We start from the raw sequence: 22,077 nt of genomic DNA on the forward strand, positions 1-22,077 counted from the left end.
AGCGAGTCTATGGCGAAGAAAGACGGTGTCATCGAGATCGAGGGCACGGTGTCCGAGGCACTGCCCAATGCGATGTTCCGTGTCGAACTGACCAACGGTCACAAGGTGCTCGCCACCATCTCGGGCAAGATGCGGCAGAACTACATCCGCATCATCCCCGAGGACCGCGTCGTCGTCGAGCTGAGCCCGTACGACCTCACGCGAGGTCGCATCGTCTACCGCTACCGCTGAGCCCGGCCGAGAAGTAACGAACCGCTCCGGCGGATCGAAGACAGCGAGATCAGGAATCATGAAGGTCAACCCCTCCGTCAAGCCCATCTGCGACCACTGCAAGATCATCCGTCGCCACGGGCGCGTCATGGTGATCTGCAAGAGCAACCCGCGTCACAAGCAGCGCCAGGGCTGAGTCCGCACGGACTCGACGAATCACTTCCAACTGAATACACACCGGCAGGATCAGAACCCGCGATGCGGGGGACACCTCGGGGCGGAGGCCCGAGCACCGATCCTGCTCCACACCTCCACGACACTCTGAGGAGAGCCGCATGGCACGTCTCGCCGGCGTCGACATCCCGCGCGACAAGCGCGTGGTGATCGCGCTTACCTACATCTACGGCGTGGGCCGCACCCGCTCCACCGAGATCCTCACCGCGACCGGCATCAGCCCGGACGTCCGCGTCAAGGACCTCACCGACGACCAGCTGGTCGCCCTGCGCGACCACATCGAGGGCACCTACAAGGTGGAGGGTGACCTCCGTCGCGAGGTGGCCGCCGACATCCGCCGCAAGGTCGAGATCGGTTCCTACGAGGGCCTGCGCCACCGCCGCGGCCTCCCCGTGCGCGGTCAGCGTACGAAGACGAACGCTCGTACCCGCAAGGGCCCCAAGCGCACCGTCGCCGGCAAGAAGAAGGCGCGCTAGGCCTCCGCCGGCGCAGGATCCAGGAGAACCGCACATGGCACAGGCCAAGTCCGCCGCGCGCAAGCCGCGCCGCAAGGAGAAGAAGAACATCGCTGTGGGCCAGGCCCACATCAAGTCGACGTTCAACAACACCATCGTCTCGATCACCGACCCCTCCGGGGCCGTCATCAGCTGGGCATCGTCCGGCGGCGTCGGCTTCAAGGGCTCGCGCAAGTCGACGCCCTACGCCGCAGGCATGGCTGCAGAGTCCGCTGCCCGCCAGGCGCAGGAGCACGGCGTGAAGAAGGTCGACGTCTTCGTGAAGGGCCCGGGTTCGGGCCGCGAGACCGCGATCCGCTCGCTGACGGCTGCCGGCCTCGAGGTCGGCTCGATTCAGGACGTGACGCCGCAGGCGCACAACGGCTGCCGTCCGCCGAAGCGCCGCCGCGTCTGACGCATCGTTCCCGGGGAGTGCTCGTCGCTCCCCGGGAACGCTCGCGCTTTCGCGCACCCCACGCATTCGGATGCCGTGACGCCCCCGGGCGGGCGGCATCCGACGAGTACAACTCAACACCTCACCCCATTACACGTGTCATATAGCGGGCACGTGATCGAAAGGAACACATAGTGCTCATCGCACAGCGTCCCACTCTGACCGAGGAGAAGATCGGGGAGTTCCGCAGCCGTTTCGTCATCGAGCCGCTCGAGCCCGGCTTCGGTTACACGATCGGCAACGCGCTGCGTCGCAGCCTCCTGTCGTCGATCCCCGGCGCGGCCGTCACGAGCATCCGCATCGATGGCGTCCTGCACGAGTTCAGCACCATCCCGGGCGTGAAGGAAGACGTCACCGAGATCATCCTGAACATCAAGCAGCTCGTGGTCTCGAGCGAGCGCGACGAGCCCATCACCGCGTACCTGCGCAAGACGGGTGCCGGCGAGGTCACTGCGGCCGACATCTCCGCTCCCGCGGGCGTCGAGGTGCACAACCCCGAGCTGGTCATCGCCACGTTGAACGACACGGCGAAGTTCGAGCTCGAGCTGACGATCGAGCGTGGCCGCGGCTACGTCTCGGCGACCCAGAACCGCAACGAGTACGCCGAGGCGGGTCAGATCCCGATCGACTCGATCTACTCGCCCGTTCTCAAGGTCAGCTACCGCGTCGACGCGACGCGTGCGGGTGAGCGTACCGACTTCGACAAGCTCGTCCTCGACGTCGAGTCGAAGCCCTCGATCGCTCCCCGCGACGCCGTGGCATCGGCTGGCCGCACGCTGACCGAGCTCTTCGGTCTGGCGCGCGAGCTGAACGTCGAGGCCGAGGGCATCGAGATCGGCCCCGCGCCGGTCGAGACCGTCCTCTCGAACGAGCTGTCGATGCCGATCGAAGACCTCGACCTCTCGGTGCGCTCGTACAACTGCCTCAAGCGCGAGGGCATCAACACCGTTTCGGAGCTGGTCGCCCTCTCCGAGACCCAGCTGATGAACATCCGCAACTTCGGTCAGAAGTCGGTCGATGAGGTGCGCGACAAGCTCACCTCGCTCGGCCTGTCGCTCAAGGACTCGGTGCCCGGCTTCGACGGCGCCCAGTTCTTCGGCGGCTACGACGACGAGACCGTCTGACCCGTCGGACCCGACCGAACCTTCCCACTGGAGTAACACGACATGCCCAAGCCCACGAAGGGACCCCGCCTCGGCGGCGGCCCGGCCCACGAGCGCCTGCTTCTCGCCAACCTCGCGGCGGCCCTGTACACCCACAAGTCGATCAAGACGACCGAGACCAAGGCCAAGCGCCTGCGTCCGCTCGCCGAGCGACTGATCACGTTCGCGAAGCGGGGTGACCTCCACGCTCGTCGCCGCGTTCTCTCGGTGATCGGTGACAAGGAGGTCGTGCACACCCTCTTCACCGAGATCGCTCCGCTGGTCGCTGACCGCGAGGGCGGCTACACCCGCATCACCAAGGTCGGCAACCGCAAGGGCGACAACGCCCCCATGGCTGTGATCGAGCTCGTTCTCGAGCCCGTCACGAAGAAGCCGTCCGCCGCCAAGGCTGCTGCCGCGCCCGCCGCGGCCGCTGCCCCCGCCGCGGAGGAGGCTCCCGCCGAGGAGACCGCCGCTGACGAGACGCCCGCCGTCGACGAGGCCGCCGACGCCGGCGCCGAGTCGCCGGAAGAAGGCGCGGCGGCCGAGGCTGCCGCCGAGGACGCGGTCGAGGGCGACGCCAAGGCGTAAACCCTCTCCCTCTCGCACTGAGGCCCCCTCCCGGACGGGAGGGGGCCTCAGTCGTCTCCGGGGCCGTGCCTCTAGGCTGGATAGGTGCGCATCCGTCTCGACATCTCCTACGACGGCACGCATTTCCGCGGGTGGGCGCGTCAGCCCGGACTGCGCACGGTGCAAGGCACGATCGAGGACGCGCTGACCCGCATCCTCGGAGGGGAGCCGCGCCTGGTGGTGGCCGGGCGGACGGATGCCGGAGTGCACGCCTCCGGACAGGTGGCGCACCTCGATCTCGACGTCGACCAGCTCGCGCGTCTGCCCCGTCGACGGCGTGACGGTGACGAGACCGATGCCGTGGCGGCGCTGGCCGGCCGTGTGAGGGGCGTTCTCGGCGCGTATCCCGACGTCACGGTGCGGCGCACCTCCGTGGCGCCCGAGGGCTTCGATGCCCGTTTCTCCGCCGTGTGGCGGCGGTATTCGTATCGCATCGCTGACCTCACAACCGGCTATGACCCCCTCGACCGGGCCCGAACGACGAGCGTCAAGGCGCACTTGGACGTCGAGGCGATGGATGCCGCTGCCCGCAGCCTCATCGGTCTCCACGATTTCGCCGCGTACTGCAAAGCCCGCGAGGAGGCCACGACGATCCGGACGCTCCTCGAGTTCGACTGGCATCGCGCGGCCGACGGCGCGGTCACGGCCAATGTCCGCGCGGATGCGTTCTGCCACAGCATGGTGCGCGCGCTCGTCGGCGCGTGCGTGGCAGTGGGTGAGGGGCGCATAGACGTGGACCGCGTCCTGGACATCCGTGACGCGGGTGCGCGCACCCCGGACACGAAGGTTCTGGCCGCGCGCGGTCTCGTCCTGGCGGAGGTGGGGTACCCCTCTGACGAACTGCTGGCATCCCGCGCGGAGCAGACGCGCAATCGTCGCGATGCGGACGGAATCAGTTCCTGAGGGTTTGGCAACCCTGGGTGAGCTCCGGGGCTCGGCGTCCTAGGCTGGCTTCGCCATGAAGGTCATCTCGTACAACTTGCGCAAGCATCGCGCGGCGGGGGAGCTCGCCGCTCTCGTCGACGCCCATGCGGTGGATCTCCTGTGTCTGCAGGAGTGCGACACCCGCGACATCCCGACCGAGATATCGGGGCTGCGACTGGCAGAGGCCACGCAGCGCAACCGCTTGGGGCTCGCCGTCTACTATCGCGAGAACACGTTCCGTGCGGTGGATGTGCGCTCGATCGCCCTGAAGAAGTCGCTGCACGACTACGTCCTCAAGCCTGCGGAGGAGCGCATGCTGGGCGTGCGGCTGCGCGACATCGATGACGGGCACGAGGTCATCGTCGCGTCGTTCCATGCGGCCCCGCTCACGGCGCTCAACTCCCTGCGCCGGCATCAGATCCGCACCGCGTTGGCCGAGCTGCAGAACCTCGGTCCGGGGCTTCCGACCCTGATGGTGGGCGACTACAACTACCCCGTCTTCAAGGAGAACCTCGGCCAGGCTGTGCGCGATCAGGGGTACGAGCTCACGCTGAGCGATTCCCGCACCTACACGCGGTACCGCTTCTTCCGCGGGCACTACGACTTCGCGACGTCGATCGGCTTCGACATCGCACACATCCGCACCCTGCCCCAGGGGCTCAGCGACCACCTGCCGATCCTCATCACGGCCGAGGTGCCGGGGACGCGCTCGGCTCTCGCTTCCTGAGGAACCGCGAGCACGAGAAGCGGGGGCCGTCCGGATGGACGACCCCCGCTTCTCGTATTCGCGGTTGTCAGGCGGTGTGGCGGCGTCGGCGGACGGTCGCCCCGATCCCGACCGCGGCTCCGGCGACGACCAGCGCGCCTCCGGCGATCCAGAGTCCCACGGTGTCGTCGGAGGCGATACCGGTGACCGCGAGACCGGCCTTGGACGGCGTCTTGGTGCCGGGCGCCACGACGGTGATACGCGAGTGCAGGACGACCTTGCTCGTCACGCCCGTGAACGTCAGATCGTAGGTGCCGATGCCGTTCGAGGGGAAGGCGATCGGGACGTTCAGCTTGCCCTGCACGGCGCGGGTGCGCAGGGTCGCGTTGGTCTCGACGGCGGCCTTGACCATGGCGAGCTTCGCGCCGCCGGCGTTCTCGCCCGTGATCGAGATCAGGATCTCTTCGGAGGCGTCGTACGGGGCGAGGTCGGTGGTGAAGGTGCTGGTACTGCCCGCGGTGATCGTGCTCGGGGTGGCGATGACGACGGCGGGGTCGGTGTAGGCGTTGGCGGCCGTCGGGGCCATCAGCGCGACGGCCGCCAACGAGAGCGCTGCGGCGGCACGGAGGATCGTGTTCTTCATGGTGGGCCCATCTCGGTGGCGGGTTTGGCCGGGTATGCGGTCGAGAACGGCATCGATGTGATGCCGCTCGTGCAGCCAGTCTTCCGAGGCGGCGCGACCGACATCGTCGGGGGCCAGCGAAGTTCACGCGGGGAGCTGCCGGATATCACCTCACCGCGACGGTGATTGCGAAGGGCCGCCCTCGATGCGGACGGCCCTTCGCGATCGACGTCTTCAGGTCTGGGGGTCGTGGCGGTGGCGTCGTACCGTCGCCCCGACCGCGATGGCCCCACCCGCGAGCGCGAGGGTTCCGCCGCCGATCCAGAAACCGAGAGCGGGCCCGGTCCCGGCATCGGACCAGGTGGCCGAGGCGTGGGTGGTGGCATCCTTTGGCGTGTCGGCGGTGGTCTCCGCCGAAGCGGTGGCCGGGAGGACGAGGGCAGCACCCGCGACGAGGGCTGCGAGGGCGACGGAACGGACCAACGTGAATTTCATGCGGCACCCACTAGCTAGAGGACACGTATCCGAGAACGGCACGTGCGGCAGTTCGGCGGAGATCGCGCCCCCACAGCGCGATGCGGATCCGTCTGTTCGACTATCCCTCATCCGCGCACGAGGCACCACCGGCGGGGGTTTCCATTGCGTAAAGGGTCGGCGTCGCGCGCGCTTCCAGGATGGGTGTCGCGGGCGTCGCGACACGCAGGTCGAGGGTGGCGGACTCCCCGGGTGCCAGGAGCACGGACCACTTCATCACCTCGTGGCCACCGTCGTCACCACCGGAGAAGCCGGTCGGCGCGCCGGTTCCGGTGGTGCGCCGCCCCTCGATCAGCGCACCCCGCGGAAGGTAGACGTAGACGCCGGTGAGCGTCTGGCCGGGCGGTACACCGTAGGCGCCGCCGCCTGTCACGTAGTCCGGGAGGGACTCGGCATCCGGGGCCTCGTTGCGCAGAGTCACGCGGAGCGCCGCCGTGGCGTCGGAGCACCACGCCGTGGCGACCCCGAGCCGCATGTAATAGTCCATCTTCGAGCCCGTGCCGTCGTTGACGTAGACGCCGAACGAGGTGCGACCGGCGTCATTCCCGGGCAGCGCTCCCTGCAGGTCGGTGCCGTCGAGCACGGCCTGTGCGGCGGGATCGGCGTTCCAGACGAGCAGACGGCGCTCGCGCGCGGCCTGATCGAGAGCCTCGACGAGCGCACGCGCTTCGGCTCGACCGGCGACCACCGCCTCGAAGACGGCGGCGGAGGCGGACTGGAAGAACGCGTCCTGACGCTTCGGGTCGTCGTAGCGCCGATACACCTCGTCGAGCAGGAGCGGGACGGCATCCTCGCTCGTGAGCACGTCTCCCGAGGGGAGTGTCACCGGACCGGTCGCGCGCAAGAGGTACGAGAGCGCGACGGGGTCGACCGCGACGACCCCGTCCACCTCGACACCGTGCTGTCGGCGCCACATCTCTCTCGCGACCGAGGCCCCGACGGTGAAGTCGGGCACCTGCGTCACGTTCTGCACGAAGCGGGCAGGACGATCGTCGAACAGCGCACGCAGACCCTCGGGCAGGTCGGCGACGGGTTCGCCACCGGCATCCTGGAAATCCGTCGACGACGCCTGCGCGCCGAGGGCGAGGCGCCCGTCGTCGGCGTCGATCTGCGCAACTGCTCCCACGACCCCGCCCAGGGAACGCCATTCCGCGCTGTTCTGGAACACCACCAGGTACGACCGCGTCCCGTCGGCGCCGAGCATGCCCGGCACGAGCAGGGTCGTGCGGTGGAGGGCGTCGGCTCCGTCGCGCGCGCGGGCGAGGAGTTCCCATGCGTGCACGAGCGGTGCGGCGATCGGCTCCAGCAGGTCATCGGGATCCACCGACGACACTTCGTCGCTCGCGTCGGCGAGGGCGGTGGCGGCCGCGCGCGCCCCGGGCTCCCAGGATGCCACCACGTCGAGGTCGTATCTGCCGTCGTCGGTGCGCAGAGAGCCGGACGAGAGGGCGGATGCCACCTCCTGCAGCGGTGCGAGAGCACCGACCGCGCGGTCGGTGGCGGAGGCGACGCGTGCCATGGCCGTCAGCTGAGGGCCGATCCACGGGAGCGATCCCGCCGCGGCCCAGATCGGGTCGTCGGTCAGGGCGTGCGCCGCGGCGACGTCGTCCGCCGTCGACCGCAGGAGGGCGGCCGCGGCGAGGGGGTCGTCGGTCGGGGCACCGGTCATCGCGGCGCGGGCCGCGGAGAGGTGGTGGAGAGCGAGGCCCCCGCGCACGGTGATCCACACCGCTCCGAGCGCCGCGGACACCAGCATCGTCACGGTGAGGGCGACGAAGAGGCGTTCTGCGGTGCCGCGGGCACGGGAGGTTCGAGAACTCACGCCAGCACCCTAGGCCCCCCCCGGAGGGGCGCTCCGGGGCCGGAGCGCCCCTCGCCGCCTAGACTCGACGGAAGACCACAGGAGGATGCATGGGGCACCGGGTGCGACGCGGCCGTGCCGCGCTGGGCGCGATCGTTGCGGGGGCGACGATGGTCGTGCTCGCCGGATGCGGGTCTCCGCCATGGGCCCAGGGCGGGGGACAGGCTGCGCCGTCGACCACCCCGTCGGCGGCCGTCGTGCCGGTGCCCGCGCCGGTGCCCAACGATCTCTCCAGCGGCTCCACGGAGCGCCAGGTCGCCGCCGGAGCCATCGCTGCCACGGTGAACTACTGGTCGACGCTGGCGATGGACCGCTGGACTCCGACGGCCCTCAAGCCGGTGAGCATTTCGATGGCCACCACCGTCACGCCGGACGACGGGCAGAAGGTCTACCTCCAACGCGCGACGATGACGGCGGTCCCCGGCAACGAGACGCAGTCGTTCGCGCCCCTCGCACCCCAGACCGATCAGGGCAACCCGCCGGGCTATCTCGTGCTGTCGCCGTACAGCTACTCCCAGACGTTCAACGTCGGAGAGGTTCCCGCCGACGCCACATTCGTCACCCTGCAGTTCACCTACGAGTTCCTCCTGCAGACGACGCCGACCTCGAGCGAGTTCGCCAAACAGACCGCCAGCGACTCGATCACCGTCGCGATCGCGCGGTCCGCCGCCACTCCCGCCGACTGATCAGGCGCGCACGCGCTCCCACCGGTCGCCGCCGAGGCCGGTGGCGATGAGGGCGGCGGCGTCGGCGCGCTCCACGAGCGTGGTCAGGTCGTACTGGGCCGACTCGGCCGGGACCCATCCGACACTGGCCGAGAGCTGGATGTCGACCCCGTCGGAATCCGCCTCCGTCAATCTCCGCAGAAGGGTCCGCACGTGCTCGCGAAGCACCGGTCCGGGGCGGCACACCAGCACCACCACGCGTCCCCGCGCCGGACGTCCCAGGTCGGCCTCGGCCGGCATGGTGTCGGCGACGAGGGCCTCGAACGTCGAGACGATCCGGATCCAGCTGCTCTCGCCCGTCGTGCTGCGGATCTGATCGGGATCGTCGAGGCGGATGGAGAGTATCGCCCACGAGCTCTCCTGCGCCCGTCGCGCTCGCGCGAGACGATCGGACGCGGTCACCGCGAATTGCGGCCACGAGATCGATGATCGCTCGCCGACGGGTGAGACCGAGCTGAAATACAGCAGGCTGACGGTCGCGCACACGAGGTAGACCAGCATTCCCAGACTGTTCAGGATCCGGGGGAGCTGCAGGTCCTGAGCGTTGGCGGGGAAGACCAGTCCCGCCACGACGATCGAGACGGCGAGCCCGACGAAGCCCGTCGAGACGATCATGAGGGGGAGTGCGAGCCTCTCCAGCCCGTCGGCGGCACGGCGGATCTCCAGGATCGTGAGCCCGGCGAACACCGCGGCACCCAGGAACGCCAGTCGGAACGTCATCCCGTAGCCACCCAGATCGCCCGCGGCGATGAAGGCCCCGGCGCTCGCGATCGACTGGACCACGGCGATCCACGGGAGGGCCCGGACACCCCGCCGCGCACGGAAACCCGCCCAGATGAGCGCGGGGGCGCCGAGCATGAGACCGAGCCCCGAGCGCCGTATCGCCTCGTCACCGATGACCGAGCCGGCCACCGAGACCCACGTGCTGGACATCGCGAGGACGAAGGCCAGCGACCACAGCAGCGAGGCCCGGGAAGGGCGGTGCAAGAAGCCCAGGCTGATCACCATCAGCGTGGCAAGGGTGGCCATGGTGGCCTGCGCCAGACCGAGGTTCTCCAGCGTCTGCTGCACGGTCATACGTTGCGGGCCTTCGAGGGCGAAGGCAGCCGCACCGTCACCGTCGTCCCCGTGCCGACTTCGCTCTCGAGCTCGAGGGATCCGCCCTGCTCCTCGACGATCCCGCGCACGATACCCATGCCCAGTCCCGTCCCCGGTGTGGGGCTCTCGCGAGCCGCCCGGGCACGGAAATAGGGGTCGAAGATCCGGGGCAGGTCATCGGGATGGATGCCGATCCCCGTGTCGGCGAACGTCAACTCCACGTGGTCATCGGACACCCTGATCGAGATGTGCACGCTTCCCCCGCCGGGGGTGTACTTGATGGCGTTGCTGAGGATGTTGTCGAACGCCTGACGCAGACGGAAGCCGTCGCCTACGACCTCGGCCGAGGCGGGGAGGTCCTCGCTCACGCTCACGCGCCGGGCGGCGGCAGCAGGACGGAACGACTCCAGCGACGACGCGATGATGCGCGTGGCATCCGTCGTCGTGGCCGCCTTCTCGTCGCGGAAGACTCCCCGCGAGTTGACGAGGATCTCCGAGATCAGCGTCTGCATGCGCTCGCCGGCTCCGACGATGACATCCAGCTGTTCACGCACCTTCGGCGAGAGGTCGGGGGCGTCCAGCGCCAGGTCGGCATGTCCGATGATCGCCGTGAGGGGGTTTCGCAGCTCGTGCGACACGGTGGCGGCGAGGCGTTCGCGGGCGCGCTCGGCCTCGATGAGCGCGGTGACGTCGTGGACGATCAGCAGGCTGCTCTCGGGTTCGTCCGACGACACGAGGCGACGCGTCGAGGCGGACAACGCGTGCCAGTTGCCCTGCGCATCGAACAGCCAGACCCGTTCGTCCTCGAACTGCTCTCCCCTCGCCGCACGGGTGAAAGGGCGCTCCGACTCTGCCAGCGGCTCGCCGCGGAGCGCGGCGTACTCGACCGCGCCGCCGGGCCGAGACGGATCGTCGCGATCGATCCCGTACAGACTGACGTAGGTGTCATTGAGGGCCAGGACCTCGCCGTCGACGGAGAGCCGGGCGATTCCCGTGTCCAGACCGTTGAGCATCTGCGAGACCCGGCGCTCCTGGCCGGTGACCCGTTGCAGAGTGCCCTGCAGCCGGGTGGCTTGGCGGCGGAGCAGCTGTTTGAACGCGCGGGTCTGCCGGGAGGACATGTACGCCGTGATCCCGATGAAGGTCAGCGACAGCATCACGACGGTCAGTCGTAGCGTCGCCGCCGGGCCGACGCCGTTGACCGCGGCATCCGCGACGATGATGACGCCGGCGGTCGCCAGCGAAGCGATCATCATGCTCAGGATGAAATGCGTGGCGATCCAGGTGATGGGGAAGACCCAGAAGTACCCGAAGCGCAGGTCGGTTCCGAAGCTCAGCAGGCCGATTCCGATGATGTCCCCGAAGGGGACGAGCGCCACCGTATTGCGTGGCAGGCGATGCCAGGGAACCATGATCGCCACCGCGGTGAGGGCGATGACGACACCGACTCCGCTCGAGAAGGTCCACACCGCGAACAGCGAGGGATCGAGCGCCTGCACGAGCAGGACCGTGATGATGACGCTGGCCCCCAGGACCAGTTGCAGCAGCCAGACAGAGCGTGTGCGGCTGCTCGGCCCGCTGGCGTCGTCGGTGTCGGAGCTGCCCGGCGACGTCGCGGGCTGAACGCTCCTCGCGGCTGCCATGTGATCGAGTGTATAGACGATGGTGTAGTCTTCTGCGCGCCATCCTGTCTCTGCTCGCCCTTTCGCGTCCTACCCGTCGCGTCGTCCGGTCAGACTCCCCCTGAGGCCTGCATCCCGCAGCGTGATGGTCGTTCGTCGACCTCTGCGCAGCCCGCGCCCTCAGACTCAGGAGATACCCGTGAGCAGCCCCTCTCGCCGTCGTCCCGTGCGCGCTCTCGCTCTCGCCGTCGCGCTCGCAAGCTCGGTCACCCTGACGGGGTGCACCCAGGTCGTGGATGCCTTCAACGCCCTCCAGGCCCAGACCTCCGGCGGGGGACAGCCGGTCGTGGTGTCCACGCCCGTTCCGCAATCGTCGCCCACGGCGATGCCGTTCGACTCCCGGTTCACCTACGACGGCTCGGTGTCGCTGTCCTCGGAGGTCGCGGACGGTCTCGAACTGCGCCTGGACGTCTGGGCCGTCGATCCCAAGCGCACGATGGAGTGGACTTCCTCGAACGAGAAGCAGTTCGGCTTCGCCCTCAACGTGCACGACCACCGTGTCGATGAGAAGGCGGTCCTGGCCCAGAAGCGTCGCGTGTACATCTCCTCGGTATCGGTCACGTCGCAGACCGCGCAGGCCGGCGGCCAGGTGTCGAATCCCTTCCAGTTCAGCGCCGACCCGCGCACGCTCGTGCCCTCGGACACGCTCCGCTCCGATCGCGGTCTGCTCCTGAACAGCTTCCAGGGCGGTCTCCTGGTGCCGACGACCTCTATCCGTCAGCTCCCCGCCGACACGTACGGCATCACGCTCGAGTTCGCGTTGAACATCGCGGTGGAGGGAACGGCGAACTCCGACGCCTCTTTCACGCAGCAGACGGTCTACCAGTACCTCCCCGTTGCGATCTTCGACGGTGATTCATCGTCGGGCTCGCCCGCGCCGGCCGGCTCGGGCACGAGCACCGGTCGTGCCCCGGGGTGGGGCCAGAGCGGCAACCAGGGCTGAACGCCGCGAAGCCGTCTCACGGGCGCGGCAACGCCCCCGAACCCGGGCGCAGCCGCCGGCTCTCCATGAGCAGCGACAGGTCGTGCAGATCTCTCACCGCGTGGTGCTCGAACGACAGATCCGGGACGTCGGAGTAGTCGATCAGCGGCATGTGGCCGGCGAATGCGTGCCGCAGATCGTCCTCGGCCCCGGGCCGGGGCGCCGACTTCGGGTGCACGATGAAGACGGTGTCGCGGGCGGGGACGCCGGGGGAGGACCCTGGCATCGTCTCCTTCGCCGCATCCGCGAGCACCATCACGATCTCTTCCGCGCGCTCGGAGCTGTGCGCGGCGCGGATGAGGTCGATCTCGGGGATGCGCACGATCATGACGCCGATGCGGTCGCCGGAGCGGAGCAGGTCACCCGCGGCGGCGCGGAGCGCCCCGCGGTCGTGCGCGCGGGTACCGGGGGTCGGGTCGTCGTCGAGTTCGCGCCCCAGCCGTACCGACCCGTACCCCATACCGACGATGGCCAGTGCGCTCAGGACCGTCGTCACCTGCGCGGAGGCGGTGTGCTGCCACAGCGCCGACGGCATCCCCGTGAGGGAGGCCACGACGAGTCGGTAGAGGTTGTAGGAGCCGAAGGCGACGAGGGTCACCACGAGCACTCGCGACCCGGCGAGCTCGCTCAGAGGTCGCCGGCTGAACTCGGCGGCGGCCAGCGCGCTGAGGACCGCGATGGCGCCGGTCTTGACCAACGTCGCGTCGTCGAGGGGCATGACAAACGTGAGACCCAGCATCAGGATGCCGCCGGCCGCCGTCGTGGCAGCCCCGATCGCGCGGCGGGCGTTCAGCCGCCGGGCGCCGCTCCACGCCAGGCCCACCGCCACGACGTTGGTGGCGTTGCCCACGGCGGCGGCAAAGGTCCCGCCGCCGACGATCTCGACGACATTCGCGAGAGCGCACGCGAGGGCCGCGAGGGCTGCCACGCCCATGTAGCGCACCAGCTCTGCGCGCGGACCTCCGCGGTCGTCTCCGTGCCGGCCGTGGGCCAGGAACAATGCCGCCCCCGCGACGGCGGCCGCGGCGATGGCGGCGAGGAGGTCGAGGACGACCATCGTCGAAGCTCTTCCTGTGCCGGGGCCCCGGGGGAATCTTGCGGAAACCTTGCGGGGACGGTGGTCATGTGCGGCGTTGGCCTTGCGGCGAACCTACCAGAGTGAGACACGGCTGAACCGCCACCCTCCGACAGGAAGACACCGCCATGACCGACGCGCGTAGCTACGCTCCCCAGACGCGAGCGTTGACCCACCCCATGGCCGGTGCGGGCTACGTCGTCGAGGAGCACGGCTTCGCCGACGACTTCGCCTCGGTCCTGGAGCACGCCACCGTCCACCGTTCGACGATCGGGTGCATCATCCCGGCGTACAACGAGGAGGAGTCGATCTCTCAGGTGATCGAGGCCCTGCTCGGGCAGACCCGCGTTCCCGACGTCATCCATGTCGTGGTCAACAACACCTCGGACGCCACGGTGAAGATCGCCTCGGAGTACAGCGGACCGCACGAGATCACCACCGACCTCGGCGAGCAGTTCACCGAGGTGTTCGTCCACGACATCGGCAAGAACCCGGACAAGAAGGTCGGCGCCCTCAACTACGGCTACTCGCTCGTCGAGGGCTACGACTACCTGCTCGGCGTCGACGGGGACACGATCGCCGACAGCAGGGCCGTGGAGTACCTCGAGACGGAGGCGGTCTCGGACTCCCGTATCGGCGGGATCTCGGCGATCTACACGATCGACGACAAGCCCATCAAGGGTCTTGTCGCGCGCTTCCTCACCGCCGGACAGCGCACCCAGTTCGCCGCGTTCAACCTCCAGAACCTGTTGCGCGGCCGCAACATGGCCGTTCTCGGCGGGCAGTTCTCGATCTTCTCGACGAACGCGCTGCGCGAGGCGATGAAGCAGAACCACCAGATCACACCGTGGGTGAAGGACTCCGAGGTGGAGGACTCGCTCCTCTCCCTGCAGATCAAGAGCGCCGGGTACCTCACCAAGATCAGCCCGTACGCCCGCGCCAACGTCGGGGGCATGACGACTCTGTCGGGGTACGACGCCCAGCAGGTCAAGTGGACGTACGGCGCGATCGAGCTGATGTGGCCCGGACAGCGCGGCGACACCAAGGGTCAGCCGTTCCATCCCAACCTGCGACTGCGCTGGTTCGAGAACTTCGGCATGCTCACCAACCTCTTCGTGCGGGTGGCGTTCTTGACCCTGTTGGCGGGGTCGCTCTCGATCAGTGCGTTCGTGTTCTCGCCACTGTGGCTCATCCCGCCGGCGGTCGCCATGCTTCTGAACCTGCGTATCGCGCGGACGATGGCCTCCTGCGACCGCACGGATGTGCTGTTCGCCGTGCTGTTCTTCCCCGCCGAGATCTTCATGTGGATCCGCATCAGCCACTTCGTCCGCTCCTGGACACGCTTCCTCTCGCGCAAGAAGGTCGACAACTGGGCGATGCAGGCCAAGGCCGAGCGCGGTGGCGGGCTCGGTCACTGGGCGCCGATGGTGGTGCTCATCGCGGTGGCGATCGCCCTCGCCGTCATCTGGGTGCTGGTCGGGCCGATGGTGCAGTCCTCGATCCTCTGGATCGGCTGGCCGATCGTCGGTGTCGTCACCGTCTTGCAGACCCTCCTCATGTTCTCCAAGCTCGTCCGTCGCCACCACGGATACAAGGTCTGATCGCGACCCGAACGCATCAGAGAAGAACGGATGCCTCGGCCCTGGGGAGGGTCGAGGCATCCGTGACGTCAGGGGTCGGCGCGTCAGGGCGCAGCCATGAGCTCCGAGGTGAGGCGGTAGCCGACCCCGCGCACCGTCTCGATGTACCGAGGGTTGGCGGGGTTGTCGCCGAGCTTGCGGCGGAGGTTGGTCATGTGAGCCTCGATGGCGCGTTTGTCGGCCTCGCCCACGAAGTAGCTGGTGACGTACGACTCACCGCGCAGGACGAGCGTCAGGTCCGCTTTGCTGCGCACGCGCCGCTTGGATTCCATGAGCGTCGCGAGGAGGTCGAACTCCGTGCGAGTGAGGTCGAGTTCGATGCCCTCGATCAGCACGATGTGGCTGTCGGGGTCGAGCTGCAGGTCGCGGTGGACGACCCAGGGAGAGCCGGTAGGGGTCAGTTCGCCATGCGATCGGGAGGCGACCTCGGTGCCAGGTCGGGCTGCCAGCTCGTTTCCCGGCGCCGTTGCCCACGGCTCGGGTCGCTGCGACGAGGGCACGACCACCGGGGCGCTCGGTTGCGGAGCGGGCAGGGTGGGCGCCGGGGCGGACTCCATCGGGCGCGCGGGCTCGGGCGTGGGGCGGGTCGTGGGGAACGAAGGCCCGACACTGTCTTGACGCGGCGCGGTCGTTCCGGGGCTGCCGGCGCGGGGCCGCCGGAGCAAAGCCTCGATGCGGGCCCGCAACTCACGCGGTCGGAAGGGCTTGACCACGTATTCGTCTGCGCCGGCCCCCAGGCCCAAGACCACGTCCGCCTCTTCCTCGAGGCCGGTGAGCATGATGATGTACGTGTCGCTCTGCTGTCGGATGCGCCGCGCGGCCTCGAAGCCGTCGATGCCCGGCATGTTGACATCCAGCGTGGTGATGAGCGGCTGATATGCGATGACGGCGCGCACCCCGTCGATCCCGTTGCCGACTGAGACGGTGGAGAACCCCGCGGACTCGAGCACCTCGACGAGGAGATGACGGATGTCAGGGTCGTCCTCGACGATCACTGCCGTCTTCAGCATCTCGGTGCTGTTGCTCATCCCACCACTCTTCCGGCTTCGCACGTCTGCCGTGCCCGCGCTCTCCCCCGAGGCACGGCGACCGCGGAGCGGCCGAGCCACATCCTTACACACTTCGGAGCGTGGACGGCGACTGCCGGCGGTCGTCCGCCCCGGTTCAGCGGCTCTCGCGCGTCAGTTCCACTGCGGCATCCGGCCACCAGGTGCCCGCAACGGGACCACCGTTGCATTCGCCGTCGCTCTCGCCCGGAGGCTTGATCCAGAGTGTGGTGTCCACGACACCGTCCCCGAAGGCGCCGCTGGCGGCGCCCACGAGTCGGCCGCCGGGGTTGCACCAGTCCGGTCCGGCAGGACCTGCGCCGTTGCGGGAGGTGTCGATGATCGCGTGCGTGCCGCCGAGGAGATCGGACAGTCGGTGCGCGTAGGCGAACTCGTTCGCCGTGTCCTGGTAGTTCGAGACGTTCAGGGCGACGCCGCGGACCTCATCGACAAGCCCGGTCGACCGCAGCAGGTCGGCCATCTCATTCACCGGATGCCATGCCGAATGACCTCCGTCGAGGTAGATCCACGTGTTCACGCCGCGCAGGTTCTCTACCGCCGTACGCAAGTGGCGTGCGCGCTCCTCGAGGGAGCCGCACGAGGGGGCGAGAGCGATGCTGTCGGGTTCGAGGACGACGATCTTGCGCACGTCGGACGCATTGCGCAACGCGTCGCCGATGCGGGCGGTCCACTCGCGGTAGGCGTCGGGGTCGAGACCTCCGGCGGAGTGGTTGCCGCAATCCCGGTCGGGCAGGCCGTAGACGGCGATGGACACGGTGGCGTCCTGGTCGCGGGCCTCGGCCGAGAGGTGGGCCACCCGGTCCCACACCTGGTCGACGGGGTCGATCTCGGGAGTGAGCCAATAGGTCGTGGGCTGCGCTGCCAACCAGGACGCGGCCTCGGCCGCGGCCGATCCCGCCGGCGTCTGCTGGGCGGCTTTGGCGGCCTTCGACTCGTCCGGGGTGACGATGCGGGTGTCGACGGCGGGAGGGCGCGCGGACAGCGTCTGGAACAAGGAAGACACGAGGGAACCCACCACGGCGATCCCGACCACGAGCGCCACGACGAGCACGACGGCCCCGCCCACCAGGACCGGCCGCGGAATCCGACGCCGGCGCTTCGGGCGGTGTGCTCTCCCCACTCTGAGGACTTTAGTCGAGCGATCCCGTGCGCGGCCGCAGGTCGAGGAGCGAACCCGGCCGTGATGAGGGCGGTTGCCCCGGGGGCCAAGGCGCAGCCGTCGTGCACTGATTAGGTCGATCGAGCGGATACCCTGTCCTCGTGGGCAAATTGGTTTACAACGCTCTCGGTCACGCGGTCGACGTCGAGGATCGGACTCTCGCCCATCTGCGCCTGGTCTTCATGAACAAGCTCCGTCGCGGCGAACCGTTCATGTTCCACTTCCCCGTCGGTGACGGGAGCGGCTCGCGCACTCTCTGGATCCATCCATCGATCCCGCTGGTGTTCCACTTCTACGGCAGTCGTCCGCCGCACGTGAACCGTCGTTGGGTCGACGAACTCATGCACGAGGCGAGTTCGCCGAACGGGCTGACTGTCGTGCCGGAGCCGGATCCGGATGCCGTGGAGCCGATCTCGGTGTGAGTCGAGTTCAGCGGCACTCGGCGTCGATGACCTCGCGGACGCGATCGAGGAAATCGGCGAGCTGGTCCGCCGCGCCGGCGGGAAGATCGAGAGCGAACTCGCGGATCCTCGCCGTGACCGGGTCGATCGCATCGGCGTCCGTGCTGCGGTCGAAGGGCACGACGAACTTGCTGCGACGATCGGCCGGGTTCGCCACGAACCCGATCAGCCCGCCCGCGTACAAGCGGTCGAGCATCCCCGTCACCGAGGCGGTCGACACGGCCAGGGCTTGAGCGATCTCGGTTGGGGTGATGGTGCCGCCCTCGTCGGCCCGTTCGAGGATCAGACGCATCGCCGCACGGGCGTTCTCGCTCGGTCCGCAGTCGGTCTGTCGGCGGCGGGCCAGTCGAGCCTCGGCCAGGCGAAGTCTCTCGACGGCGCGGGCGGCGACCGTCGATGGGTCGTCTTCAGTCACGATCGTCATTGCTCTCCTGTCGGGTCCGGCCGCCCGAGGCGACAGTCTAGTTACGCAAACGAGGCTCACGTGCGGCGGCGTCGGCCTCGGACGCGTCGGTGAGCGAGAAAGAAACTCGGTGGAACGTCGCGATTCCCGCGTGATTCACGTTGTGATAGTTAGGCGATCTAGTAAAATCCTGATTGCCGAAAACTCCGGAAGGAGATGCTCATGGGCCTACTGTTCTACGGCTCTTCCGAGCGCCCGATCCGGATCCCGGATCGCGTGCTCGCTCACGTGAAGGTCGTCACCGCGACCAAGCTCCGCCGCGGCGAGAGCTTCACCCTGTCGTGGCGCCATCCCGACGAAGAAGAGGGCGGGCGCAGCACGATCTGGATCCAACCCGCGATTCCGCTGCGTTTCGTCTTCGGATCCGTCGAGCCCGAGGTGCTCGACCCGTCGCTGTTGCAGACCTTCGCCAACTCGGCGAACTCCTCCAGCGGCCTCAGGATCGACCTCGACGACTCGCCGTCCGAACAGTCGGCCGGGGCGTCTCGGCGCACGGTCTGACGCCAGACGTTCCGCGCGGCGCGGGGACGTCATCGGTCAGACCCGACCGGCCGCGTGCCGGTACGCGATGAGCGACACCCACTCGTTGCCCGGGCAGGGCGGGGCCGATCGTCCGCGCATGCGCTCCCACGCCTCGACGTAGATGCCCTCCAGAAGGGACTCGGCGCGCGCGGCCTCCCTGGTGAGGGTGAGGAGTACCGCGTACACGCGCGGAGCCGTCACGTCGTAGAAGTGGACGAAGGCGCCGCGGTCACCCGAGGCGGCGCGCACGAGAAGGGCGTCCAGATCGACGCCGTCCCGTGCCGCGCGGGTGCTGTCCGTGAGCGTCATGGGCACCTCCTCGGTCGACGGGCTCTCAGTCAACAGTCCGGTGCTGCTCACGCCCGGGGGTTGCGTGACCGTGGCCATTCGCGTAGCGCTTCGGGCCCACGCGCGTCACGGGGATCGGACGTCCCGTCAAGCCCGCCCCGCTGCAGTCCTAGCGTGGCGGGATGAGATCGTTCGTCCGATGGGGCCTGGCCCTGGCAATGACCTTCGCCGGCCTGGCGCACCTGACCTTCGCCCGTCGTGACTTCCAGGCGCAGGTTCCCGACGCGGTGGTCGCGCACGGCCCCCTCGACCGCGACGCCGTGGTCGTGGCATCCGGGGTCGTCGAGATCGCCTTCGGAGCCGCGTTGGTGGCTCTGCCGAAGGAGCGGCGTCGCATCGGCGCCGCCCTGGCGGCCTTCTACGTCGCGATCTTCCCCGGCAACGTCGATCAGTGGCGCAAGGGACGTTCGGCTTTCGGGCTCGATACCGATCGTCGTCGCTTCGCCCGACTCTTCTTCCAGCCCGTGTTCGTCGCTGCCGCATGGTGGTCGACGCGATGACGTTCTGATGAGCGACGTCGTCAGCCTGGAGATCGTCTTCGACGCGGCCGCCGAGGCCGTGGTACGACGGGAATGGCGACTCCTGGCCGACGCGGGGCTTCCCAGTCAGGCTCGTCACACCGGTGCGAGCAACCGGCCGCACGTGACCCTGCTCGTTCGCCCGCGGGTCGCGGCCGTCGCCGCGGACGCGCTCGAACGTCGGCTGCCGCTGCCGATGAGGCTCGGTGCTCCGCTGCTGTTCGGTGGGGTCCGCTCCCGGGTTCTGGCCCGATCCGTCGTCCCCGACGCCGCCCTGCTCGACCTCCACGCCGCCGTGCACGCGTGGGCCGGGTCGGGCGACGATGCCCCGCATACCGGCGTGGGGGAGTGGATGCCGCACGTCACTCTCGCGCGTCGTGTCCCCCTCGCCCGGGTCAGCGAGGCGCTGCTGGCCCTCGGGGCGGAGGGTGGTGAGCCGATCGACGCGCGCGCGATCGGCCTACGTCGATGGGATGCCGCCACGCGGACCGTCTCGCACGTCGCCGGACGTGGCACGCTGGAACCGTGCTGACCGACGACGCCCTCGCCTTCCTGAGCGAGTACCACCTGGCTACTCTCTCGACCATCGGCCGCTCGGGGAGGGTGCACGCGGTGCCGGTCGGTTTCACGTACGACGACGGCGTGGTGCGCATCATCGGTTCGCGCGGCACGCAGAAGTTCGTCAACGCCGAGCGCAGCGGACGCGCATCGGTGTGCTCCGTCGACGGCGCCCGTTGGATCAGCTTCGAGGGACGCGCGCGCGTCAGCGACGACCCCGCGGAGGTCGCACACGCGGTCGACCTCTACGCCGCCCGCTACCGGCAGCCGCGAACGAACCCCGAGCGCGTCGTCCTGGAGATGACGGTCGAGCGCGTGCTCGGATCGGCCCCCTTCCGCGGCTGATCGGCGTACCCTCGAGGTATGTCGTCCTTCGCCCCATCGATGCCCTTCGGGCGTGAGGGGGTCGTCGGCGCCATCTGCGCCGACGGCAGAGGCTCGATCGGATCCGTGCTTCCCGCCGCCTGAGCGGCGATGTCGTGCGACCCTCCGGGTCGTGCGCCCCACCCGCGCCGAGACTCCTCGACGCGGAGGAATCCGATCGCCCGCGCCGTGCCGCGGGTGCCGCACGACCGGACCCGTTCCGGTCCACCGATGGGACCGTCATGATCTCCCTCACCGAATCCACCCTCCGATCCAGCTTCGTCAACGTCTCGTTGCGCGAGCGGAAGTCCATCGCTCTGCCCGCCGATCTCGCCGACCGCCCCTGGGATCGGCTCGACTACCTGGGCTGGCGCGACCCCAAGGCGCCCCTGCTCGGGTTCGTCGTCGCCGAGATCGACGGAGCTCCCGTCGGTCTGCAACTGCGGCAGGCGGAGCAGCCCACCCGTTCGCGTCCGCAGTGCTCGTGGTGCTCGGACGTCACCCTGCCCAACGACGTGGTCTTCTTCTCGGCCCGACGGACCGGCCGGGCGGGCAAGGCCGGCAACTCCGTCGGCACCCTGTTGTGCGCGCACTTCGAGTGCTCCGCGAACGTCCGGCGGCTGGACCCTCCGGCGTATCTCGGACACGACGCCGCCGCGGCGCGCGACCGTCGCATCGAGGGCTTGCGGGCGCACGTCGATGGGTTCTTCCGGGATCTCCTCGCCACTGCCTGAGTCGTCCCGCCCCGGGGCGGGGCTCAGCGCGCGGGGCAGGTCTGGAACGCGTACTCAGCCGCACCGGGCGCGGTGAGCAATCGGTCGCGGAGCACCGTCGAGGCGGGGGTGTCGGCGTCGGCGCACATGTCCCCGAAGCTCCTCGGCAGTTCGTCGGTGTACTCGATGTCGATCACGCGGGCACCGTAGACGTCGGTGTAGGCCCCGCACTCCTCGAACGCGGCGCATTCCTCGGTGACGGCGAAGTCGAAGCCGGCGGCCGTGCGGAGGTGGGCCGCGAATTCCGCGGCGTTCTTCTGTCCCGCGGCCAGGCCGGCTGCGTGGGCGACCGCCACCAGCGCCGTGGCGACGGCGGTGTTGTCCTCGAGGCTCAACGCTCCGTCGGTGCGCGTGAAGGTGTCGAGGTTGTCGAACTCGACGGCCCGGAACCCGGATGCCGCGCACCCGCGGATCCAGGGGGTCACGTGCTCCACGACACGATGACGCGCCTGCGCGGTCGAGGTGTCGACAATACGCTCCTCGGGCCAGGCCGGGTCGACGACCGGGTGCCCGTCGCGTTCGAGCAGCGTGCCGTCCGGCCAGTGCGCGCTCTCGCCCGGCTGGGTCTGGAACGCGTTGACATAGCAGATCGAGTAGAGGCCCGGCGCGGGGTCGGCGGATCGATCCCGCGCCACGATCCCCACCCCGTCGGCGGGGGGATAGGCCTCGCCGAGCTGGTAGTCGACAGCGGCGCCCGACGGGAATGCGGCGGCGGCGCCCTCGGCATCCTCTGTTCCGGTCGTGCCGCACGCGGCGAGCATCAGCACGAGCGCGAGCGCGATCGCCGGGACGAAGACACGCGACATACGACAACCCTACGATCGCGGACTGG

At 69.1% G+C, this 22,077-nt stretch carries 28 protein-coding genes; 17 read left to right on the top strand and 11 right to left on the bottom strand.

All coding sequences use genetic code 11. The features are described from left to right. The first annotated feature begins 9 nt into the window (after window positions 1-9). The 8 genes from infA (at window position 10) to AC3E6M_RS08395 (ending at window position 4,815) form a co-directional block, all read left to right on the top strand. Window positions 10-231, top strand: coding sequence for a translation initiation factor IF-1 (gene infA / locus AC3E6M_RS08360; RefSeq protein ID WP_013583992.1), 222 nt, complete (start codon window positions 10-12; stop codon window positions 229-231). Window positions 232-289: 58 nt separating this feature from the next. After that, on the top strand, window positions 290-406 hold the full coding sequence (gene rpmJ, locus AC3E6M_RS08365) for a 50S ribosomal protein L36 (protein WP_138174654.1): 117 nt from the start codon (window positions 290-292) through the stop codon (window positions 404-406). 139 nt (window positions 407-545) lie between these two features. Next, window positions 546-920, top strand: a complete 375-nt coding sequence (gene rpsM, locus AC3E6M_RS08370) for a 30S ribosomal protein S13 (protein ID WP_063256596.1) — start codon at window positions 546-548, stop codon at window positions 918-920. Between the two features lie 34 nt (window positions 921-954). Beyond that, on the top strand, window positions 955-1,353 hold the full coding sequence (gene rpsK, locus AC3E6M_RS08375; RefSeq protein ID WP_013583990.1) for a 30S ribosomal protein S11: 399 nt from the start codon (window positions 955-957) through the stop codon (window positions 1,351-1,353). A gap of 173 nt (window positions 1,354-1,526) precedes the next feature. Next, window positions 1,527-2,516 (top strand): DNA-directed RNA polymerase subunit alpha, encoded by a 990-nt coding sequence (locus AC3E6M_RS08380; RefSeq protein WP_022879045.1) that lies wholly within the window; start codon window positions 1,527-1,529, stop codon window positions 2,514-2,516. Between the two features lie 42 nt (window positions 2,517-2,558). Beyond that, window positions 2,559-3,125 carry a 50S ribosomal protein L17 gene (rplQ, locus tag AC3E6M_RS08385; protein WP_138174652.1) on the top strand — a complete coding sequence of 189 codons (567 nt, stop codon included), beginning with the start codon at window positions 2,559-2,561 and terminating at the stop codon, window positions 3,123-3,125. Window positions 3,126-3,209: 84 nt separating this feature from the next. Beyond that, window positions 3,210-4,067, top strand: coding sequence for a tRNA pseudouridine(38-40) synthase TruA (truA, locus tag AC3E6M_RS08390; protein WP_138174650.1), 858 nt, complete (start codon window positions 3,210-3,212; stop codon window positions 4,065-4,067). Window positions 4,068-4,122: 55 nt separating this feature from the next. After that, window positions 4,123-4,815 (top strand): endonuclease/exonuclease/phosphatase family protein, encoded by a 693-nt coding sequence (locus AC3E6M_RS08395; RefSeq protein ID WP_138174648.1) that lies wholly within the window; start codon window positions 4,123-4,125, stop codon window positions 4,813-4,815. Window positions 4,816-4,882: 67 nt separating this feature from the next. On the opposite strand, the gene AC3E6M_RS08400 is transcribed toward AC3E6M_RS08395, so the two are convergent. The 3 genes from AC3E6M_RS08400 to AC3E6M_RS08410 all read right to left on the bottom strand — a co-directional run bounded on the left by AC3E6M_RS08400 (window position 4,883) and on the right by AC3E6M_RS08410 (window position 7,772). Next, window positions 4,883-5,437, bottom strand: a complete 555-nt coding sequence (locus tag AC3E6M_RS08400; RefSeq protein ID WP_138174646.1) for a hypothetical protein — start codon at window positions 5,435-5,437, stop codon at window positions 4,883-4,885. Between the two features lie 213 nt (window positions 5,438-5,650). Continuing rightward, entirely contained in the window at window positions 5,651-5,911 is a 261-nt protein-coding gene (locus AC3E6M_RS08405; protein ID WP_138174644.1) for a hypothetical protein, read from the bottom strand. Window positions 5,912-6,011: 100 nt separating this feature from the next. Beyond that, a complete protein-coding gene (locus AC3E6M_RS08410) occupies window positions 6,012-7,772 on the bottom strand; it encodes a DUF4012 domain-containing protein (RefSeq protein WP_138174642.1) in 1,761 nt (586 codons plus the stop codon). An 89-nt stretch (window positions 7,773-7,861) separates the two neighbouring features. On the opposite strand from AC3E6M_RS08410, the gene AC3E6M_RS08415 reads away from it, so the two are divergent. After that, window positions 7,862-8,497: a hypothetical protein gene (locus AC3E6M_RS08415; RefSeq protein WP_252370946.1), complete on the top strand. Its 636-nt coding sequence runs from the start codon at window positions 7,862-7,864 to the stop codon at window positions 8,495-8,497. On the opposite strand, the gene AC3E6M_RS08420 is transcribed toward AC3E6M_RS08415, so the two are convergent. Both AC3E6M_RS08420 and AC3E6M_RS08425 read right to left on the bottom strand, forming a co-directional pair. Further along, complete coding sequence (locus tag AC3E6M_RS08420; protein ID WP_138174640.1) at window positions 8,498-9,607, bottom strand: nucleotidyl cyclase domain-containing protein; 1,110 nt, start codon at window positions 9,605-9,607, stop codon at window positions 8,498-8,500. It abuts the gene before it with no gap. 2 nt (window positions 9,608-9,609) lie between these two features. Then, window positions 9,610-11,277, bottom strand: coding sequence for a sensor histidine kinase (locus tag AC3E6M_RS08425; protein WP_138174638.1), 1,668 nt, complete (start codon window positions 11,275-11,277; stop codon window positions 9,610-9,612). A gap of 178 nt (window positions 11,278-11,455) precedes the next feature. On the opposite strand from AC3E6M_RS08425, the gene AC3E6M_RS08430 reads away from it, so the two are divergent. Continuing rightward, the gene (locus AC3E6M_RS08430; protein ID WP_252370945.1) at window positions 11,456-12,259 is read left to right on the top strand and encodes a fructose 1,6-bisphosphatase; all 804 of its coding nucleotides are present in this window, start codon (window positions 11,456-11,458) and stop codon (window positions 12,257-12,259) included. A 16-nt stretch (window positions 12,260-12,275) separates the two neighbouring features. Here AC3E6M_RS08430 and AC3E6M_RS08435 read toward each other — a convergent pair whose 3' ends face one another. Further along, window positions 12,276-13,355: a hypothetical protein gene (locus AC3E6M_RS08435; RefSeq protein ID WP_138174634.1), complete on the bottom strand. Its 1,080-nt coding sequence runs from the start codon at window positions 13,353-13,355 to the stop codon at window positions 12,276-12,278. Window positions 13,356-13,501: 146 nt separating this feature from the next. Here AC3E6M_RS08435 and AC3E6M_RS08440 point away from each other — a divergent pair, with 146 nt between their 5' ends. Then, on the top strand, window positions 13,502-14,974 hold the full coding sequence (locus AC3E6M_RS08440) for a glycosyltransferase family 2 protein (RefSeq protein WP_138174632.1): 1,473 nt from the start codon (window positions 13,502-13,504) through the stop codon (window positions 14,972-14,974). 83 nt (window positions 14,975-15,057) lie between these two features. Here AC3E6M_RS08440 and AC3E6M_RS08445 read toward each other — a convergent pair whose 3' ends face one another. Further along, the gene (locus AC3E6M_RS08445) at window positions 15,058-16,041 is read right to left on the bottom strand and encodes a response regulator transcription factor (RefSeq protein ID WP_490529651.1); all 984 of its coding nucleotides are present in this window, start codon (window positions 16,039-16,041) and stop codon (window positions 15,058-15,060) included. Window positions 16,042-16,177: 136 nt separating this feature from the next. Further along, window positions 16,178-17,200, bottom strand: a complete 1,023-nt coding sequence (locus tag AC3E6M_RS08450) for a glycoside hydrolase family 6 protein (protein WP_138177671.1) — start codon at window positions 17,198-17,200, stop codon at window positions 16,178-16,180. Window positions 17,201-17,340: 140 nt separating this feature from the next. On the opposite strand from AC3E6M_RS08450, the gene AC3E6M_RS08455 reads away from it, so the two are divergent. Beyond that, on the top strand, window positions 17,341-17,661 hold the full coding sequence (locus AC3E6M_RS08455; protein WP_138177669.1) for a DUF7882 family protein: 321 nt from the start codon (window positions 17,341-17,343) through the stop codon (window positions 17,659-17,661). 7 nt (window positions 17,662-17,668) lie between these two features. Here the strand turns inward: AC3E6M_RS08455 and AC3E6M_RS08460 are convergent, their stop codons facing one another. Then, window positions 17,669-18,124, bottom strand: a complete 456-nt coding sequence (locus AC3E6M_RS08460; protein ID WP_490529652.1) for a MarR family winged helix-turn-helix transcriptional regulator — start codon at window positions 18,122-18,124, stop codon at window positions 17,669-17,671. A 201-nt stretch (window positions 18,125-18,325) separates the two neighbouring features. Between AC3E6M_RS08460 and AC3E6M_RS08465 the strand changes: the two genes are divergently transcribed. Beyond that, window positions 18,326-18,664 carry a DUF7882 family protein gene (locus AC3E6M_RS08465; protein WP_138177665.1) on the top strand — a complete coding sequence of 113 codons (339 nt, stop codon included), beginning with the start codon at window positions 18,326-18,328 and terminating at the stop codon, window positions 18,662-18,664. Window positions 18,665-18,700: 36 nt separating this feature from the next. Here AC3E6M_RS08465 and AC3E6M_RS08470 read toward each other — a convergent pair whose 3' ends face one another. Beyond that, window positions 18,701-18,994, bottom strand: a complete 294-nt coding sequence (locus AC3E6M_RS08470; protein WP_138177663.1) for a sigma-70 family RNA polymerase sigma factor — start codon at window positions 18,992-18,994, stop codon at window positions 18,701-18,703. A 161-nt stretch (window positions 18,995-19,155) separates the two neighbouring features. Between AC3E6M_RS08470 and AC3E6M_RS08475 the strand changes: the two genes are divergently transcribed. From AC3E6M_RS08475 to AC3E6M_RS08490, 4 genes are all read left to right on the top strand, one after another. Next, window positions 19,156-19,533 carry a DoxX family protein gene (locus AC3E6M_RS08475; protein ID WP_138177661.1) on the top strand — a complete coding sequence of 126 codons (378 nt, stop codon included), beginning with the start codon at window positions 19,156-19,158 and terminating at the stop codon, window positions 19,531-19,533. A gap of 7 nt (window positions 19,534-19,540) precedes the next feature. Then, the gene (locus AC3E6M_RS08480; protein ID WP_138177659.1) at window positions 19,541-20,083 is read left to right on the top strand and encodes a 2'-5' RNA ligase family protein; all 543 of its coding nucleotides are present in this window, start codon (window positions 19,541-19,543) and stop codon (window positions 20,081-20,083) included. Beyond that, window positions 20,077-20,454 carry a PPOX class F420-dependent oxidoreductase gene (locus tag AC3E6M_RS08485; RefSeq protein WP_289508593.1) on the top strand — a complete coding sequence of 126 codons (378 nt, stop codon included), beginning with the start codon at window positions 20,077-20,079 and terminating at the stop codon, window positions 20,452-20,454. Before AC3E6M_RS08480 ends, AC3E6M_RS08485 begins: the two co-directional genes overlap by 7 nt. Window positions 20,455-20,714: 260 nt before the next feature. After that, window positions 20,715-21,206, top strand: a complete 492-nt coding sequence (locus AC3E6M_RS08490) for an FBP domain-containing protein (protein WP_138177655.1) — start codon at window positions 20,715-20,717, stop codon at window positions 21,204-21,206. Between the two features lie 23 nt (window positions 21,207-21,229). On the opposite strand, the gene AC3E6M_RS08495 is transcribed toward AC3E6M_RS08490, so the two are convergent. After that, window positions 21,230-22,051 (bottom strand): endo alpha-1,4 polygalactosaminidase, encoded by an 822-nt coding sequence (locus tag AC3E6M_RS08495; RefSeq protein ID WP_138177653.1) that lies wholly within the window; start codon window positions 22,049-22,051, stop codon window positions 21,230-21,232. Window positions 22,052-22,077 lie beyond the last annotated feature (26 nt).

Source organism: Microbacterium sp. SCPM-O-B-15248 (M128), assembly GCF_058214835.1.